The sequence below is a fragment of the Paragemmobacter kunshanensis genome, assembly GCF_011059185.1.
Classification (GTDB): Bacteria; Pseudomonadota; Alphaproteobacteria; order Rhodobacterales; family Rhodobacteraceae; genus Paragemmobacter; species Paragemmobacter kunshanensis.
Genome location: NZ_JAALFE010000003.1, coordinates 40,851 through 56,940, shown reverse-complemented (window position 1 = coordinate 56,940; position 16,090 = coordinate 40,851). Strand labels below are relative to the sequence as shown.

The following is a 16,090-nucleotide window of genomic DNA, read 5'->3' as shown; positions in this document are numbered from 1 at the left end:
GGGCAACGCGCCCGGCCTTTTCCTTTGGGGTGCGGTTGGCTGGCGCGGTCGGGTGGTCAGGGCAGGGTGGCGCAGAGCGCCTGGCCCTGCATCCCCCCGGCGCAGAGATCGCGCAGCATGGCCAGCGCGGCATCCTGCGCGGCCAGCCGGTTCCTGGGTTCGATCCGGGCAAGGGTGGCATCGCGGAGGACCGCGGCGCCGGGCGTGCCCAGCGCGGCAGAGAGCGCCTGCCAGGCATAGCCTGTTTGCAGATCGGGCTTGGCCAGCAGATCGACCAGCAGGAGCGAGCGTTCCAGCATCGCCCGGCCTTCACCCGCGGCGATGCGCGGTTCCAGATCGGCGGCGATGCGGGTGGCCAGTTCGTCGCGCAGGGCGGGGGTGGCGGCTTCGGCCAGACGGTCGATCAGGGCCGGGGCGGCGGGAATGCCCCCCAGCCGCGCGCGCCAGCCCCAGTAGAGCGACTCGCGGTCGTTCTGCGGCACGCCGAAGCCCTGCGCATAGAGAAGGGCAAGGTTGAACTGCGCCTCGGGGCGGCCGGCGCGGGCGAGGGCAAGCAGCATCTGCGCGCCTTCGGGGGCGCGGCCATCGGAGAGCGCCGCCATGGCGGTGGCAAGGTCAGGCAGGGCCGGCTGGCCTGCGGCGGCGGGGGTGGCCTGATCGGGCGCGGCAAGGGCCGGGCCGGGCAGCGGGGCCGCGGCGATCAGGGGCAGCAGCAGAAGGAGGCCGGGCGCGCGCATCAGCGGGCCGCCGTGAGGATCAGTTGCAGATAGAGCAGGCGCTTGCGCGGCATGGCGCGGACGGGCCGTTCATAGACCACGACCTGCGGGCGGGTGGTGCCTTCGGTGACGAAGTCGATCTCGATCGTGTCGGGAAGGAAGACATCGTATTGCGCCAGCGTGCCGACGGGATCGGCGGCGAAGCGGTCACGGAAGGACGGATCGATCCAGATCCGCGCCAGGGCGCGGCCGAGGATATCGGGCAGATAGCGTTCGACCTGGGCGCGGTTGCGCAGATGGGTTTCGTGACGGACGAGATCGTAATCCCGCGCCCGCGGCGGGCGCGGCGTCAGCGGGCGGCCCTGATCATGGGCGGTGTAATGCAGCACCACATCCCGCAGGCGCGACAGGCTGGGCAGCCGGGAGACGACGGGAACGAGCGCCCGGGACATCCTCTCCTTCATCTGCGCGGCCCTTCCCTGCTGACATAATTCCACCTGAGGGAGAACGGCAGCGGTTGCGGAATGTTTAGCCCCCGATGCGCAGGCAGGCGGCAGGGGTGAACGATCGGGCGGCGGGGGGTCAATCTTCGGGCCGGGCTGCCGTTATGGCATGAGAGGATGCAGGGATGGCAGGAGGCGCGGACCATGTCCGACAGCGTGTTCCGGATGGCACCGGTGGTGCTTGGCTTTGGACTTGTCGGGGGATCCATGATCTTTGGCCTGGGGGATCTGCTGTTGCGCGATCCCCCTGCCCTGCCCTGGGCCGAGGCAGAGGCCGTGGCCCCGCCGCCCGAGGATCGGGGCGAGTTGTATTACGTGCCGCTGACGCGGATGCTGCTGGTCTCACTCGGGCGGGGGAAGCCGACGATGGAGGCGGATCTGACCGTGGCGGTGCGGGGATCGACCGAGGAGTTGCTGGCGCTGAACAGCCGGATCGGGACGGAAATCGCGCGGATCGAGGCCGAGATGGTGCAGGAGGCGCAGGTGGTGGTGGCCGGAACCCGGGATGCGCAGGAGATCCATGAAGCGCTGCCCGGGCGGCTGAAGGCGGCGATCAACCGCGTGATCGGGACGGAGGCCTGGCCCGAGCCGGTGGAAGAGGTGCTGATCACCGCGCTGAGTTTCGGCTGAGGCCGGGCGCGGGGGCCCCTCGGGCGGCACACTTCTTGCAGCCGGTTGGCAGGATGTGCAACCGGCAGGAGGTGGCGATGGCCCCGGAGATGGAACACAAAGAGATGCAGGCGGCGCTGAAGGCCGTGCAGGGGATGGCGGTGGAATGCGTCGTCTTCGATCAGGCAGACCGGCCCAAGCGGCGGCATCTGTTGCCGCTCGCGGGGCTGCTGAAGCCCGTGCAGGGCGGTGTCAGCGGTCTGATTGCCGACGCCAGCTGACGAAGCGGTAGAGGAAGGTTCCCGCGATCACCGCGGGAAACCACAGCACGAGCTGGCGCAGGTCCGGCAGGCGGGACAGAAGCCTGTCGGCCGTGACAGGATCGAGCAGGCCGAGGCCCAGAAGCGGCAGCGCGGCCATCAGGAACCAGCGGATATTCATGCAGCGGTGGCAGGGCGCGTCGGGCGCCGGCCGCCGCTTCTTGCGTCTGGGGGGCTGGAGGTCCGGCTGGGGATCAGTCATGTGGCAGGCCCGTCAGCGCGCGGCAGCGGCGGTGGCATAGGCCGCGCCGACCTGCGAGGCGCGGCTGGCGCGGCTTTGCAGTTCGGCCTGGCGGCCGCGATGGACGGCTTCCTGCAGGGTTTCGATGGCCTGAAGGACGATGCCGCGGGCATGGTCGGCGGCGGCCTGCTGATGGGGGCCGAGGCAGCGGATCATGCGATCCAGCGCGGCGGTGGTGACAAGCGTCTGGACGATGTCATCCTGCTGCACGGCGGTCTGCAGGCGGCCTGACAGGACCGACAGTTCGATCGTGGCGGCATCGCCTGCGGGAAGGGCCAGGGGCGCGGTCATGCGGCATTCCCCCGGGACTGGACGCCGATCTGTTCCCAGGCCTGGAGCAGGCTGGCGATATGGGCTGCGCATTCCTCCATCCTGGGCGAGGCCTCGCGGCGGAACGCCTCGGCCACGCGGAGGCGGCAGTATTCGTAGACGCTGAAGAGGTTGTCCGAAATCTCGCCGCCCTTTTCGAAATCGAGGCTGGATTGCAGGATGTAGATCGCGGTGAAGGCGCGGTTGACATGCTGGACGGGATAGGTGCGGTCGGCCTCGGCCGCGGCCAGCACGCGCAGCGAGCGTTCCAGTTCGCGCAGGGTGACAAGGATGATCCCATGCGGGCTTTCGACGGCGAGCGCCTCGCCCGTATCGGTACGGCGGTACTGGGCGCGGGCATCGAGGAAGGTCATCGCTGGGATCCTTTCAGTAAAGCGGGAACCGCCGGTTGTGATAGGAGTAACGACGCAACAGTGCCGGTCTTTAGGCGGATGGGGCGCTATCAGGCCGGGTTCAGGCCATTTGTGAACGATCATGCGGTAATGCGAAGGGGCGGGTCGCCGGTGATGGCGACCCGCCCCTTCTGGCCTTTCGCTGTGTGGGGTCAGCGGAAGAGGGAGACCCGGCGCGCGCTGCGCTGGAACAGCACCGGCGCGGCGGGTGCGGCCGCTTCGACCGGGCGCAGGCGGGAATGCTGCAACAGGCGCGAGGCTTCGCCCAGGCGGGTGGCGAGGGTTTCGGCATCGGCATCGCCGTCGAAGATCACGTCGATGGCGAAGCCGCGCACATGGGGCGCGCAGCGGCGCGAGACGGCGATCACCAGATCGCGGCGCAGCCAGCCGAGCTGGGCCACCAGAAGGGCGATGCGGCGGCTGGGCATGGTGGCGCCGTCAAGGTCGATCACCACCATGTCGGGCGCGTCGCGCACCAGCAGGGCCAGATCCATCGGGGTGGCGTCGATGGCGGTGATGTCATGTTCGGCGAGGGCGGCCACAAGCCCGGCGGGCCGGTCCGACAGGACGGCGGCATGCAGCGGGGCGCGGTTGAAGGAACGGGCCGGGGTTGCGGTTTCGGCGGTTTCCGTCAGGGCGATACGAAGCGCTTGCATCTGTGACCTTCACTCAAATCTGGGCGGTCGGGGCGGTGGACTGCTGTCTGCCTGGCGACACGCGGGGTTGCTTACAGATGAATTTACGCCCTTCCGGGCCGCAGATTAAGGGGGAAGAGCGTCACCGATACCGATGCCACGGGCGGCCATATCCGGGTCTGCCAGCGATACATCCGCAAGGATGGGAAGGGATGGATCCGGCGCGGGATTTCCCGTTGGAAAGGCACGGAAACACCAATGAACCAAGGGGCGGGAAGCGGAAAACCGCCCCGAAAAGGGGCGGTTCCTGCGGGCCAGGGGCGGCCGGAACGGCGGGTTTTCAGGCGCCCCGCGAATCGCCCGCGGGGCCGCGATCAGATGGGGCGATCACATGGGGCGATCACATGGGGCGCGAGGTCGTCACCGCATGGGTGGGGGCCTGCGAGGCGCAGAGCATGTTGGCCGAGACGACCATGCCCACATCCCCGCCCGCCAGAAGCGCGATGCCCGTCATGTTCTGCATGCCCGACAGCACGCCCTTGAGCGGACGGAGCAGCACGAGCTGCTGGCCCACCAGTTCGTCGACCGGCACGGCGACAGAGCGGCCCTGCGCGCCCAGGACGACAAAGACATTGCGCCTTGTGCCGGTGGCGGCGGGCGGGCCCTTGGGGCCGGGCAGCGGCTGGATGGCCACGATCTCATCCGTGCCGATGCGCAGCATCTCGCGCCCTTCGGCGGCCGAGACGCGGAAGCGCTTTTCGGCATCGGGTTGCAGGATCATCCGGATGGCATCGACCGGCACGACATAGCGCACACCTTCGACACCCACGACCATGCCTTCCAGCACGACCATGGCCAGCGGTAGGGAGAGATGGAAGCGCATCCCCGTTCCCGGCAGCGCGACCTGGCGAAGTTCGCCGCCGAAGCGGGCGACGGTGGCGCGCACCTCATCGAGGGCGGCAGAGGTTTCCGATGCGGCGCCGTCATCTTCGATGATGGCGAGGACGCGCTCTTCGTCGCGGTGGAAGGAGATGTGCAGGCTGCGCGGTGCCCCTGCCCCGATTTCCAGCCGCGCGACGGCAAGGTTGCGCAGCACGCGGCGCAGGTTTTCGAGGATCGTCAGATCGAGCGAGAGTTCCCCGCCGGCGAAGGAGGTGGTCGCCTCGCGCCGGTTGCGACGGGAATAGGTCTGCACGAACGCCTCGAGCGGGCGGAAGATGGTTTCGATCCTGCGCGAGCGGATTTCGACGGTTTCCTCCTGCAACTGGGTGATCTGGCCGACAAGCTGGTTTTCCAGCTGGGCGAGTTCCTGCAGGCGGGTGGAATAGGTGGTGAGCGTGGCCCGGATCTGGGGGCGCGCGCGTTTCCAGTCATTCCCGGCGGCGCGCATCATCGCGTCGATCGAATCGAAGAGATCGCCTTCGGAAAGTTCGGTCAGCATGTGGCTGATCATCGACTGGCTGGCCGCGATTTCGCCGATCTGTTCCACCATTTCCGCGCTGATGCCGGCCTGCGGGATCTGGGCGAGGGCGGCTTCGGGATCGGCGGGGGCGGTTTCGGGGGTTTCCGCCGTGGGCACGAGCATCCGCGTCATGCGCAGGTTGCGGCCGCCAGGATCGAGGGCGGCCATCGCCTCGACCATGCCGGCCTCGTCCTGGGCGGAGGCGAGGAGGAAATCGAAGAGCGTGTTGGTGCCGTCAAAGACGGTGACGTTGGTGATGGAACGCGCGGAATCGGAGGAGAGCCAGCCGATGAAGGCCTCGGCCATCTTTTCATCGTTGTTGATGTCGGCGCGCACGATGAAGAAGCGCAGGCCCTGTTCGATTGCCTCGGAGGCGGCGCGGACGCTTTCGGGGGACAGGACGCGGTGGAATTCCTTGGGCAGGCCAAGGCGGCGTTCGATGGCGGAGGCCGTCATCAGCCCATCCTGCACGAAGCAGATGTTGGACGCCTCTTCGAAGAGTTTCTCGAGCGAGGCGGTGTCCGGGGTCTGGCCCTGGGTGATGGCGTCGAAGACGATCTCGACCGTGTCGATGAAGCCGCGGGCGACATGGGACAGGATCGGATCGGGGGTCTGCCCGCGCGAATGGAGGCGCGAGAAGAGGTCGATCAGCGACATGGCCAATTGGCCCGCCGTTTCGATGCGGTGATGGCCGCAGGCGTGGTGGACAAGGCGCATCAGGCGATCGAGGCGCTGGTATTCGGTATCCAGATCCTCGGCCGCGCGGAGGCGTTCGAGGGTGGCATCCAGTTCCGAGAGCGTGGAGAAGACGTGTTCGGCGCACCAGCTTTGCAGCATTTCGCGCGGGCTGACGCCCGAGGCGCGGGCGGCATCTGGCATCACCGCCTCGACCCCGGCGAGTTCCTCGTAGAGGCGCAGTTCGGCGGCGTGGAAATCCTGCGCCGTCTGGGCGGCGGGGATGCGGGCGGCGGCCTCTTCGGCGCGGATGTAGCCCGCGCTGCGGGCGGCCTCGCGGATGGTGGCGACGCGGTCGGCGACGGCGCGGGGTTCGGGGGTTTCGCCGCAGAAGAAGCCGGTGCCGTAGCTGGCGATATCGGCCAGCGCATCGCGGATGGTGTCGAAGAAGCCGGGCGCATCGGGCGCGGCGGCGGGGCCTGCGGCGGGGGCGATGCCGAAGGTCTGTTCGGCAAGGTCGCCCAGCGACAGGAGCAGGCGGGCGAGGGTTTCCGAGGCCGGGTCGGGCGTGGCCAGATAGGCCGAAAGGGTGGCGGTCCAGTCATCCAGCCCCATCTGGCGCGCGGCATGGGCGAGGTTGTCGGCTTCGCGCCGGGCGCGGGCGGCGGCATCGGCGGGATCGGCATCCCAGGTTTCGAGAAAGGCGGAAAGCTTGCGCGTGGCATCCGTGGCCATGCCGCGGAAGATCTCGCGGTAGGTTGGGTCATCCGCCAGCCGCTTTTCGCTGCGCGGGGCGGCGGCGGGTTCGGCGGGGGCGGGTTCGGCCTTTGCCGGGGCCTCTGCGGGGGGGGCTTCGACGACGGGGGCTTCGGCGGCGGCGGCGGACTTCTTGCCACGCTTGCGGGCGGGTTCGGGTTCCGCTGCGGGCTGTGCGGCGACGGGGGCGACGACGGGGGCCGGTTCGGCCGTGACGTCGGGTTCGACGGGGGCCGCTTCGACGGGATCAGCCTCGACGGGGGCCGGTTCGTCCAGCGCGGCGAGAAGGCCCGCCACATCCACGGCGGGGGCCGTGGGGGCGGCATCGGCGGGGGCCGGGGCTTCGCCCGAGGCGCGGGCGATCTTGTCCTTCAGGCGGACCATCAGATCCTCGGACGAGTCGGGCGCGACATCGGCGCGGGTGGCGGCGGTTTCTTCCAGCATCGCGCGCAGCGTGTCGGAGGCGAGGAGGAGGATATCCTTGATCTCGGCATCCCACGGCACGCCCTGATCGCGGACCAGACCGATCAGGTCTTCGCTGTAATGCGCCCGGCTTTCCACCACCGCAAGGCCCAGCACGCGCGAGTTGCCCTTGAAGGTATGGACGGCACGGAACAGCGCGCTGACATGGGCGCCGGCATCTTCGCTGCCGCCATCGCCCAGCGCCAGAAGCGCGGTTTCCATCGCGTCGAGGGCCTGTGCGCCGTCATCGGCGTAAAGGGCCCAGATTTCGTCCATTTCGTCAGACATGGCAGCCTCGTGCAAAGGCGGTCAGGGGCGTGGCCCCGGACAGGGAGGGGAAGGGAAAGTCAGGATCAGGCAGCGCAGAGCGAACGCATGGTGCGCGCCAGTTCGTCGCCGGTCTTTTCCTCGAGATCGTGGGAGACGGTGCCGGAAGGTTTGGCCACCACCCCATCCGCGCCCAGTTCGCGCGCCTTGGCCGCATGCGCCGAGCCGGAGACGGCCACGGAGGAGAGCATGCAGATCTTGGCCCGCGTCTTGAGCTTGGCATGGCGCAGGAATTCCAGGCCATCCATGACCGGCATCTCGATATCGAGAAGGATCAGGTCCACCTCGGGGACGGCGGTCAGCTTGTCGAGCGCCTCTTGCCCGTTGGCGGCCTGGGCGACCACCTTGAAATCGGGGAGGGTCTTGATGAAGGAGGCGATATAGAGCCGCATCATCGCGGCGTCATCGACGATCATTACGTTGAAAGGCATCTGGTCTTCTCCGGGGAATGGGGCGCGCGGGGCGCGCGCCGGTCGTTTCAGAAATTTGCGAAGCCGCGCTGGTCGCGGTTGCTGGACAGGCGGACAACCGAGCCTGCCGCCGCCGCGCGGGGCGGTTCGGTGCGGGCGGGGCTGGCGGCGGCTGCGGCGGCGCGCGGCGCGGGGGCCGTGCCGTGCTGGGCCACCATCGACTGGATCTGCGCCATCAGATCGGCCGGGATGCCGGACAGATCGCCAAGCCCGCCGACAGCCTGCTGCGCACGGCGCAGACGGAAGCGGTCGATCTCGGCCTGCATGCTGCCGGTGGCGCATTCCACCTCGGCCACGGAACCGGCGAGTTCGTCGGCCTGCTGGCTGGTGGAGAGGGCGGATTTCGCGATTTCACCGATGGCGGTGTTGATCTGGGCCACGCCGCGCGACTGTTCGTCGGAGGCGGTGGCGATGTCGCGGACGAGGACATTCACCTTCTGGATGTCATCGGCGATGGAGGTGAAGGCGCGGCTGGTTTCATCCGCGATGCGCACCCCGGCCTGAACGCGGGTGGCGGCATCCTCGATCAGGTCCGAGGTTTCGCGCGCGGCGCGGGCGGAGCGTCCGGCAAGGTTGCGGACTTCCTGCGCGACGACGGCGAAGCCGCGGCCATGCTGGCCTGCGCGCGCCGCCTCGACCGCGGCGTTGAGGGCGAGGAGGTTGGTCTGGAAGGCGATTTCGTCGATCACCTTGATGATCTTGGCGATGTCCTGGCTGGAGGCGCGGATGCCTTCCATGGAGGCGACCATTTCAGAGATCTTGGCCTTGCCGTTTTCCGCGACTTCGGACGCGCCGGTGACAAGCTGGCGGGCCGAGACGGCGGCGGCGGCGTTTGATTTCACCTGGATGTCGGTTTCCTCGGCCGTGGCGGAGACTTCGTCGACGGAAGAGGATTGCACCTGCGAATTGGTCGCCAGCGATTGCGAGGACTGGCTCATCTGGCGGACGGACTGCGCCACCTGGCCGACCTGGTGGCCGATGCTGTGGAAGGCCCCGTTGAGCGAGGTGAAGGCGGCATCGAAAGCCTCGATGATGCGGCGATAGGCACCCAGATAGCCATCGGCCTGAACCGGGGTGTCCAGCTCGCCCGAGACGATGGCATTGGACAGGCGTTCGATTTCGGCGGCGACATCGCGGAAACTGATGCGCACCCTGTCGAAGGTCTTCATCAGGAGGTGGAACTGGCCGTCATAGCGGGCGGAATCGACGCTGAAGTCGAGATTGCCTTCGACCAGCGCGGCGGCGAGGGTTTCGATATCGCTGAACACCGCCTTGAACGAGGCGCGCACGCCTTCCATGGCGTCATTGATGAAGGCGGATTTGCCCGGGAACTGCTGCAGCGGCGCGTCGAAGTTGCCGTTTGCGAATTCGGTGATGCAGGCGATGACCTTGCGCTTGGTGTCGATATGGCCCTGCACCATGTCGTTGACGTTCTTCAGCACTTCGGCATTGCCCGCGGAATAGCCCGCGGTCGCGGCGAAGTGGTCGATCTCGCCCTTGTTATGGGCCTCGGCCATGTCGCTGATGGCGGCGATGACGCGGCGGGCCTCATGGCTGGCCTGATGATCGCGGGTTTCGTCGCGCCATTCCACGATGGCACCGGAAAGCTGGCCCTGCCCGTCGAACAGGGGCGAGGCGTCAAAGGCATAGTGGCGGCCACCGGCGGAAAGCTTGCCCGCCATGCGTTCGGTCATGCCCGAGACGATGGCGCGCTGATGCGCGGGGTGGCGGTGGAAGACATCCACCGATTGCCCGACCAGACCGGCCAGCGAGAAGGCGGGAAGTTCCTTGCGGATGTCGGCCTCATGCGGGCGGAACATGTCGAAGGCGGCGGGGTTGGCGTAGCGGATGACCATATCCGCATCGGCGATGAGAAGGGGGGTTGCGATGCGGTCGAGCGCGGCCGTTCCGGCGGCATCCTCCCACAGGGGAAGGGCAGCGGGGATTTGCGGGGCGGACATGGTATCGGTCCTTTCGGTTTCGGCAGAGGGGGCCGGGGGGGCGGCATCCTCGATCAGATCCAGCGGATCGGGACGGGGGGCCTGGCGGTTGATCGGGGGACGGGCGCGTTCGGTCATGGCGGGATCTGTCAGGCGGCGGCCATCTCGGCCGGGAGGCTGACATCGCTTTCCGAGACGAGAACAGCCGTATCCAGCAGGACGGCGACACGGTCGCCGATGCGGCCGATGCCCGCGATCACGGGGCGACTGGCGGCGCGGCCGAACTGGGTGTGGCGGTCCACCTGCGAGGGCGGGATTTCCAGCACTTCGGAGACGCCATCGACGATCAGGCCGATGGGGGCCTCGCCCACATCCATGACGATGACGACGGTGCGTTCGTCATAGGCGCGTTCGGGCATGCCGAAGCGCAGGCGCACGTCCATCAGCGGGATGACCTTGCCGCGCAGGTTGATCACGCCCTTGATGTAGTTGGGCACATCCGGCACGGACATGATGCGCTGCATGCCCACGATTTCGGTGACGCCGACGATGTTGACGCCATATTCCTCGGATCCGAGGGCGAAGGTCAGATACATCTCGTCGATGTTGTCGGCTTCGCGCAGGGGAAGCCCGTCCGGGCGGGACCGGTTCGCTTCGGCAGTGTCTTGGGCCATTTCGGTCTCCTCTCAACTTTCTTACTGGTCCGGTCAGGCGCGGGCGGCCTGGCGGGTGGTAACGGCCTGCATCATCCGGGCCGGGATTGCGGTGAGCGGCAGCACATGCTGTGCGGCCCCGATGTCGCGCGCGGCCATCGGCATTCCATAAACGACCGAAGTCGCCTCATCTTGAGCGATGGTCGTGCCGCCGATGCTGCGGATGGTCAAAAGGCCGCGGGCGCCGTCGCGGCCCATGCCGGTGAGGACGGCGCCGATGGCGTTCTGGCCTGCGGCGCGGGCGACGGATTCGAACAGCACATCGACCGAGGGGCGCGAGAAGCAGACCGGATCGCCCTGGACGAGGTGGATGCGATAGCTGTCGCGTCCGTGCGGTTCCACGGTCATGTGGCGGGTGCCGCCGGGGGCGACCAAGGCCGCGCCGGGATGGAGGATGTCGCCTTCCTGCGCCTCGCGGACGTCGAGGCAGCACAGGCTGTTCAGGCGCGTGGCGAAGGGGCCGGTGAAGCCTTCGGGCATGTGCTGGACGATGACGATGCCGGGGCTGTTGGCCGGGAAGGCGGGGAGGATGGCGGAAAGCGCCTGGACGCCCCCGGTGGAAGAGCCGATGGCCATGAGCGTGGGCGCGTTGCGCGGCGCGGTGAAGCCGGGCGGCGGCACCGGGTCGGCGCTGCGCGGCGTGGCGGGCACGGGGCGGACGGGGATCGGGGCCGGGGACAGGCCCGGTGCTGCGGTGGCGGCGGGGGCCTGGCCGCGGCCGATGCGGGCGGTGGCGGCGGCCCGGACGCGGGTGCAGATGTCGGACATGATGGCCGGAAGGCCGGAGGCAAGGCCAAGGCTGGGCTTGGAGATGACATCCACCGCCCCGGCCTGCATCGCCTGGACCGACACCGCGGCCCCGGCGCTGGTGAGGGTGGAGATCATCACCGTGGGGATGGGCATCAGCGGCAGGTAGTGGCGCAGGAAGGTAAGCCCGTCGATGCGCGGCATTTCCACATCGAGGGTGATCACGTCGGGCCGGTCCTTGCGCATGATGTCCCAGGCGGCCTCGGCGCTGGAGGCGGCGGCGATCACCTCGATCCCCGGATCGGCGGAAAGGCCCATGGAGAGGACCTTGCGCACCATGGCGCTGTCATCGACGATCAGGACGCGGACCGGGCGGGCCATGATCATTCGCCCCCCTTGCGGAAGACGCCGTTGACGACGGGGCGCCAGGGCGCGCAGACCTCGCGCACGTTTTCGGTGACGCTGGTCAGAAGCCAGCCGCCCTGTTCGGTGACATCGTGCAGGGCGCGCAGGGTGGCGATCTGGTCATCGCGTTCGAAGTAGTAAAGCACGTTGCGGCAGAAGACCGTCTGGAAGGACTTCTTGAACGGATAGGGCATGGTCTTGAGGTTCATCTGCCGGAAGGTGCAGACATCACGGAGTTCCTTGCGGACGCGCATCCGGCCGGGGCCTGCAGGTTCGAACCAGCGATCGAGATAGTCGGGCGGGACGCGATCCAGCCGGTTTTCCGAATAGATACCCGCCTCGGCATCGGCGATGGTGGGGCTGGAGATATCGGTACCCAGGATCACGGTGCGGCGCAGGGCGGCGGGGCCCAGGGTTTCGGCGATCAGGATGGCGATCGTATAGGCCTCGTCCCCGGCGGCGCAGGCGGCGGACCAGATGCGGATTTCGTCGCGCTGGGCGAGAAGGGGCAGGATCCGGGTGCGGAAGTGGTCGAGGACGTCCACTTCGCGGAAGAAATAGGTGTGGTTGGTGGAGGCCGCATGCATCACGGCGAGTTGCAGCGCGGTGGCATCGGCCAGATCCAGGCGACCGGCCATGTCGGACAGATCGGGGACGCCGAATTCGCGCTGCACCTTCACGAGGCGCTGGCGCAGCTGATCGAGCTTGTGTTCGGGGAAATGGATGCCGCAGCGCTGGGCCAGCCAGCCGCGGATCACCTCGGTTCCCTGACGGTCTGTGCGGGTCATTGCGGGGCTCCGTTCGCGGCACCGGCGGCGAGGCGTTCGCAATCCAGCACGAGGGCAACTTCGCCCGTTCCCAGCAGCGCGCAGCCCCAGGAGGCGCGGACATGGGCAAGGCGGCCGACCAGCGGCTTCATCACCACCTGCTGGCGGTCGAGGATTTCATCGACGGGCACGGCAATGGGGCCGGAGGTGGTGTTGAAGACCACGAGGACGGGCTCGGGCGCGGTTTCGGCGGCGCGCATGGGCGTGTCGTAGAAATCGTCGAGCCGGCAGACGGGAATGAAGGTGCCGCGCAGGCGGAACATTTCCGATCCGCTGTCGGCCGAGATGCCGACGCGTTCCTCGGGGCGGGGTTTGGCGATTTCCGAGATGACGTCGATCGGCACGGCGAAAAGCTGGTGGCCAAGGCGCAGGATGATGCAATCGAGAAAGGCGAGGGACACGGGGATATGCAGCGCCACGCGGGTGCCCTGCCCTGCGGTGCTGTCCACGCCGATGCGGCCGCGCAGGGCCTGCATCGTGGCATTCAGAACATCCATCCCCACGCCGCGGCCCGAGAGGTTGGACACGGTTTCGGCGGTGGAGAAGCCGGGTTCGAAGATCATCTTCCAGAGCGCGGCGGGTTCGGGTTCCTCGTCCATGCCGAAGAAGCCCTTTTCGCGGGCCTTCTTCAGGATCTTGTCGCGCGACAGGCCGCGCCCGTCATCGGCGACGGTGATGCGGACCTCGGACCCGACCTGGGCCGCGGACAGGGTGATGCGGCCCTGGGCCGGCTTGCCCGCGGCGGTGCGTTCCTCGGGGCCTTCCAGCCCGTGATCGGCAGAGTTGCGCACGACATGCAGGAGCGGATCATAGAGGCGGTCGGCGACCAGCTTGTCGATGGCGGTGTCGCCGCCTTCGATTTCCATCTCGATCTGCTTGCCGGTCTGGCGTTCCAGTTCGCGGATCATCCGGCGCAGGCGGCGGAAGACATCATCCACGGGGACAAGGCGCAGTTCGGTGGCGGCGTCCTGCACTTCACGCACGATCATGTTGAGCCGATGCACGGCGGCATCGAAATTGGTGAGTTGCAGCCCGGCCAGATCCGAGGATTGCACGGTTTCGGACACCGAGAGGGAGAGTTCGCCGACAAGATCCATCAGACGGCTGATCTTGTCCGAGGAGACGCGCATCAGGCCGCCATCGGCGGGCGAGGTTTCGGTGGCGGCGCTCATTGCCTGCCCCTCCCGCTTGCGGGCCGTTTCACGGCGATGCAGCGATGACGGAACGTCATTCGGTCGGTCCTTCCTTCACGATCCTGCCTTGCGCCCGGCCCTGCGGGCCCGGGTCTCTGGGTCGGTATCTGCGGGTTCAACTTGCAAGAGGCGGGCCAGAGGCATCATGGGCAGCCGCCGGCATGCGATCAGGCGGCCTCGTCGCTGCGATCGAAGTTGAAGATGCAGACCCCGTCGAAACCCGTGGACTTGAACAGGAAGGTCTTCTTCATCGTGTCGAGGAAGCCGCCATGGTTCTTTTCGAAGTTCTTGAGTTCGGCGACAGAGGGGAAGAAGACATTGATCGAAACGTCACCTTCCTTTGAAATCAGCACGTTGAGCCCGGTCAGGTTGCAACTGGGGATGGCGTTTCCCAGGGCCTCGATGACGAAGGGCGCGGCGATCTGAGCGGCGTCGAGACTGGGAAATTTGAGATGATATGTCTTTGATAGCATGGACTGTGCCCCGGGATTTGTCGGACTTGCTGCAACTTCAACGACGCGTGACCCGAGAATGTGATACCGACTTTCGGATGGGTTTTGCGCCTGCCGCAGGGGGGATCGGACAGGACGCAGCAGTGGCCGGAACCCGTCTGTATGGCAGGGTGCCAAAGGTATGGGTCGGGCCGCTGCGAAAGTCGTGTCGGGATTCCGCGCGGCACCGGCGAGAGGGAGGTGACGCTGTCGGAAACCTTGTGTCCTTCCTGTGGCAATAGGGGTGAACGACCCGGTCTGAGGCCGTTTTAGGGGCGGCGCAAAAATTTTTTCCGCCCTTTTCGTCGCGTGGCACGCATCCTGCTTCTTCCCCCTCCGAGTGACTGTTCAACACCGGAGCGAGACCATGGCCGTGATCCACATCCTCGACGAAGCCTTTGATGCCGCTGCGGCCGTGGCCCAGCTTCTGGCCCGCCGCCGTGTCGCGGTGAGCCGGGGCGGGAAGGCCAAGGCGGGGGTGCAGGTTCTGGTCGCCTCGGCGGCGGGCGAGGCCCGGCTGGGTGGCGCGCGCGGGCTGGCCGAGATGGCGCGGCAGGCGGGGGCCAAGGCGATGGTGGTGGTGAGCGAGGGCGCCGCCGTCTTTGGCGTGACAGAGGAACTGGGCGGGCGCGTGCTGCGGGTGGCGCTGCCCGTGACGGGGCTGACGGCCCTGCGCGATGCCGGGCTGATGATGCTGGCGGATCTGATCGGCGGGCAGGTGCAGGCCATGGTGGCCGCCGATGCCGAGACCGGGCAGTTGATTGATCTGGCGGGCCGCGTGGCGCGGACGGATGTGACGGTGTTCATCAACGGGCCGACGGGTTCGGGCAAGGAAGTGCTGGCGCGGCAGGTGCATGCTGCAAGCCGCCGGGCAAATGCGCCCTTCGTCGCCATCAACTGCGCGGCGATCCCGGAGAACATGCTTGAAGCCATCCTGTTCGGCCATGAGAAGGGCGCCTTCACCGGCGCGTCGAACGCGAACAAGGGCATCATCCGTGCGGCGGAGGGCGGCACGCTGATGCTGGACGAAATCTCGGAAATGCCGATGGGGCTGCAATCGAAGCTGCTGCGCGTGCTGCAGGAACGGTCGCTGACGCCCATCGGGGCGCAGAAGGAAGTGCCGGTGGATATCCGCGTGATCGCCACGTCGAACCGCGACATGCCCGAAGAGGTGCGCGCGCGGCGGTTCCGCGAGGATCTGTTCTATCGGCTGAACGTCTTCCCGCTGACGACGCAGGCGCTGTGCGAGCGGCCGGATGACATTCCGGTTCTGGCGGTGGCGATGGTGCGGCGGCATACGCCGGCGGGCCAGGCCCTGCCGATGCTGACGGCGGAGGCAATCTCGGCGCTGGTGGCGCATGACTGGCCGGGCAATGTGCGCGAGCTGGAAAACGTGATCCAGCGCGCGCTGGTGATGCAGGAGGGTGGCAAGATCACCCCGGCAGACCTGCTGATCCATGCAACGACCCCCACCGTGACGCGTCTGATGGCGCGGGCCGTCTGATCCGGGGGATAGGCGATGACCGCAGGACCGATCAACGGCATGGGGGCATTCGGCGCCGGGGTGATCCGCCCCGAGACGCCGCTGCAGAGCGGGCAATCCTCGGGCCCGCTTGGCCCGCAGGAGGCGCGCGGCGGCGGCTTTGGCGCGCGGATCGCCGAGGCGGTGGACGATCTGGCATCGGCCCAGAGCAAGGCGGCGGAATCGGCCAAGGCCTTTGAACTGGGGCGCGAGACGGATCTGGCCTCGGTGATGATCGACCAGCAGATTTCGTCGCTGGGGTTCCAGTTCGCGCTGAACGTGCGGAACAAGGCGCTGGGCGCCTACCGCGACATCATGAACATGCCGGTCTGAGACCGGATGAAGGACTGACGC

The 16,090-nt window shown here is 67.8% G+C and carries 18 protein-coding genes; 4 read left to right on the top strand and 14 right to left on the bottom strand.

The window, feature by feature from the left end; translation table 11 throughout:
• Nucleotides 1-56: 56 nt before the first annotated feature.
• Nucleotides 57-737 carry an SEL1-like repeat protein gene (locus G5V65_RS04140; RefSeq protein ID WP_165047314.1) on the bottom strand — a complete coding sequence of 227 codons (681 nt, stop codon included), beginning with the start codon at nucleotides 735-737 and terminating at the stop codon, nucleotides 57-59.
• Entirely contained in the window at nucleotides 737-1,168 is a 432-nt protein-coding gene (locus tag G5V65_RS04135) for a hypothetical protein (RefSeq protein WP_241250432.1), read from the bottom strand. Before G5V65_RS04135 ends, G5V65_RS04140 begins: the two co-directional genes overlap by 1 nt.
• 195 nt (nucleotides 1,169-1,363) lie before the next feature.
• Between G5V65_RS04135 and G5V65_RS04130 the strand changes: the two genes are divergently transcribed.
• Entirely contained in the window at nucleotides 1,364-1,849 is a 486-nt protein-coding gene (locus G5V65_RS04130) for a hypothetical protein (RefSeq protein ID WP_165047311.1), read from the top strand.
• Between the two features lie 77 nt (nucleotides 1,850-1,926).
• Entirely contained in the window at nucleotides 1,927-2,109 is a 183-nt protein-coding gene (locus G5V65_RS04125; RefSeq protein WP_165047310.1) for a hypothetical protein, read from the top strand.
• On the opposite strand, the gene G5V65_RS04120 is transcribed toward G5V65_RS04125, so the two are convergent.
• The 12 genes from G5V65_RS04120 to G5V65_RS04065 all read right to left on the bottom strand — a co-directional run bounded on the left by G5V65_RS04120 (nucleotide 2,081) and on the right by G5V65_RS04065 (nucleotide 14,196).
• Nucleotides 2,081-2,269: a hypothetical protein gene (locus G5V65_RS04120; RefSeq protein WP_165047309.1), complete on the bottom strand. Its 189-nt coding sequence runs from the start codon at nucleotides 2,267-2,269 to the stop codon at nucleotides 2,081-2,083. The two genes, G5V65_RS04125 and G5V65_RS04120, sit on opposite strands and share 29 nt — an antisense overlap.
• Before the next feature lie 93 nt (nucleotides 2,270-2,362).
• On the bottom strand, nucleotides 2,363-2,680 hold the full coding sequence (locus G5V65_RS04115; RefSeq protein WP_165047307.1) for a hypothetical protein: 318 nt from the start codon (nucleotides 2,678-2,680) through the stop codon (nucleotides 2,363-2,365).
• Nucleotides 2,677-3,072, bottom strand: coding sequence for a flagellar export chaperone FliS (locus G5V65_RS04110; RefSeq protein WP_165047306.1), 396 nt, complete (start codon nucleotides 3,070-3,072; stop codon nucleotides 2,677-2,679). The genes G5V65_RS04115 and G5V65_RS04110 overlap by 4 nt, the downstream gene beginning before the upstream one ends.
• Nucleotides 3,073-3,263: 191 nt before the next feature.
• A complete protein-coding gene (locus tag G5V65_RS04105) occupies nucleotides 3,264-3,767 on the bottom strand; it encodes a hypothetical protein (RefSeq protein WP_165047305.1) in 504 nt (167 codons plus the stop codon).
• Between the two features lie 379 nt (nucleotides 3,768-4,146).
• Complete coding sequence (locus G5V65_RS22625; RefSeq protein WP_165047303.1) at nucleotides 4,147-7,389, bottom strand: Hpt domain-containing protein; 3,243 nt, start codon at nucleotides 7,387-7,389, stop codon at nucleotides 4,147-4,149.
• Between the two features lie 65 nt (nucleotides 7,390-7,454).
• Nucleotides 7,455-7,859 (bottom strand): response regulator, encoded by a 405-nt coding sequence (locus G5V65_RS04095; RefSeq protein ID WP_165047302.1) that lies wholly within the window; start codon nucleotides 7,857-7,859, stop codon nucleotides 7,455-7,457.
• A 47-nt stretch (nucleotides 7,860-7,906) separates the two neighbouring features.
• Nucleotides 7,907-9,976, bottom strand: a complete 2,070-nt coding sequence (locus G5V65_RS04090; protein WP_241250431.1) for a methyl-accepting chemotaxis protein — start codon at nucleotides 9,974-9,976, stop codon at nucleotides 7,907-7,909.
• 11 nt (nucleotides 9,977-9,987) lie between these two features.
• Complete coding sequence (locus tag G5V65_RS04085) at nucleotides 9,988-10,512, bottom strand: chemotaxis protein CheW (protein ID WP_165047300.1); 525 nt, start codon at nucleotides 10,510-10,512, stop codon at nucleotides 9,988-9,990.
• Between the two features lie 33 nt (nucleotides 10,513-10,545).
• Nucleotides 10,546-11,685 carry a protein-glutamate methylesterase/protein-glutamine glutaminase gene (locus tag G5V65_RS04080; RefSeq protein WP_165047299.1) on the bottom strand — a complete coding sequence of 380 codons (1,140 nt, stop codon included), beginning with the start codon at nucleotides 11,683-11,685 and terminating at the stop codon, nucleotides 10,546-10,548.
• Complete coding sequence (locus tag G5V65_RS04075) at nucleotides 11,682-12,491, bottom strand: CheR family methyltransferase (RefSeq protein ID WP_165047297.1); 810 nt, start codon at nucleotides 12,489-12,491, stop codon at nucleotides 11,682-11,684. The genes G5V65_RS04080 and G5V65_RS04075 overlap by 4 nt, the downstream gene beginning before the upstream one ends.
• A complete protein-coding gene (locus G5V65_RS04070; RefSeq protein ID WP_165047296.1) occupies nucleotides 12,488-13,702 on the bottom strand; it encodes a chemotaxis protein CheA in 1,215 nt (404 codons plus the stop codon). The genes G5V65_RS04075 and G5V65_RS04070 overlap by 4 nt, the downstream gene beginning before the upstream one ends.
• 188 nt (nucleotides 13,703-13,890) lie before the next feature.
• The gene (locus G5V65_RS04065; RefSeq protein WP_165047295.1) at nucleotides 13,891-14,196 is read right to left on the bottom strand and encodes a hypothetical protein; all 306 of its coding nucleotides are present in this window, start codon (nucleotides 14,194-14,196) and stop codon (nucleotides 13,891-13,893) included.
• A gap of 385 nt (nucleotides 14,197-14,581) precedes the next feature.
• Here G5V65_RS04065 and G5V65_RS04060 point away from each other — a divergent pair, with 385 nt between their 5' ends.
• Together G5V65_RS04060 and G5V65_RS04055 are read left to right on the top strand one after the other, a co-directional pair.
• On the top strand, nucleotides 14,582-15,718 hold the full coding sequence (locus tag G5V65_RS04060; protein WP_165047294.1) for a sigma 54-interacting transcriptional regulator: 1,137 nt from the start codon (nucleotides 14,582-14,584) through the stop codon (nucleotides 15,716-15,718).
• A 15-nt stretch (nucleotides 15,719-15,733) separates the two neighbouring features.
• The gene (locus G5V65_RS04055; RefSeq protein ID WP_241250430.1) at nucleotides 15,734-16,069 is read left to right on the top strand and encodes a flagellar hook-basal body complex protein FliE; all 336 of its coding nucleotides are present in this window, start codon (nucleotides 15,734-15,736) and stop codon (nucleotides 16,067-16,069) included.
• Nucleotides 16,070-16,090 lie beyond the last annotated feature (21 nt).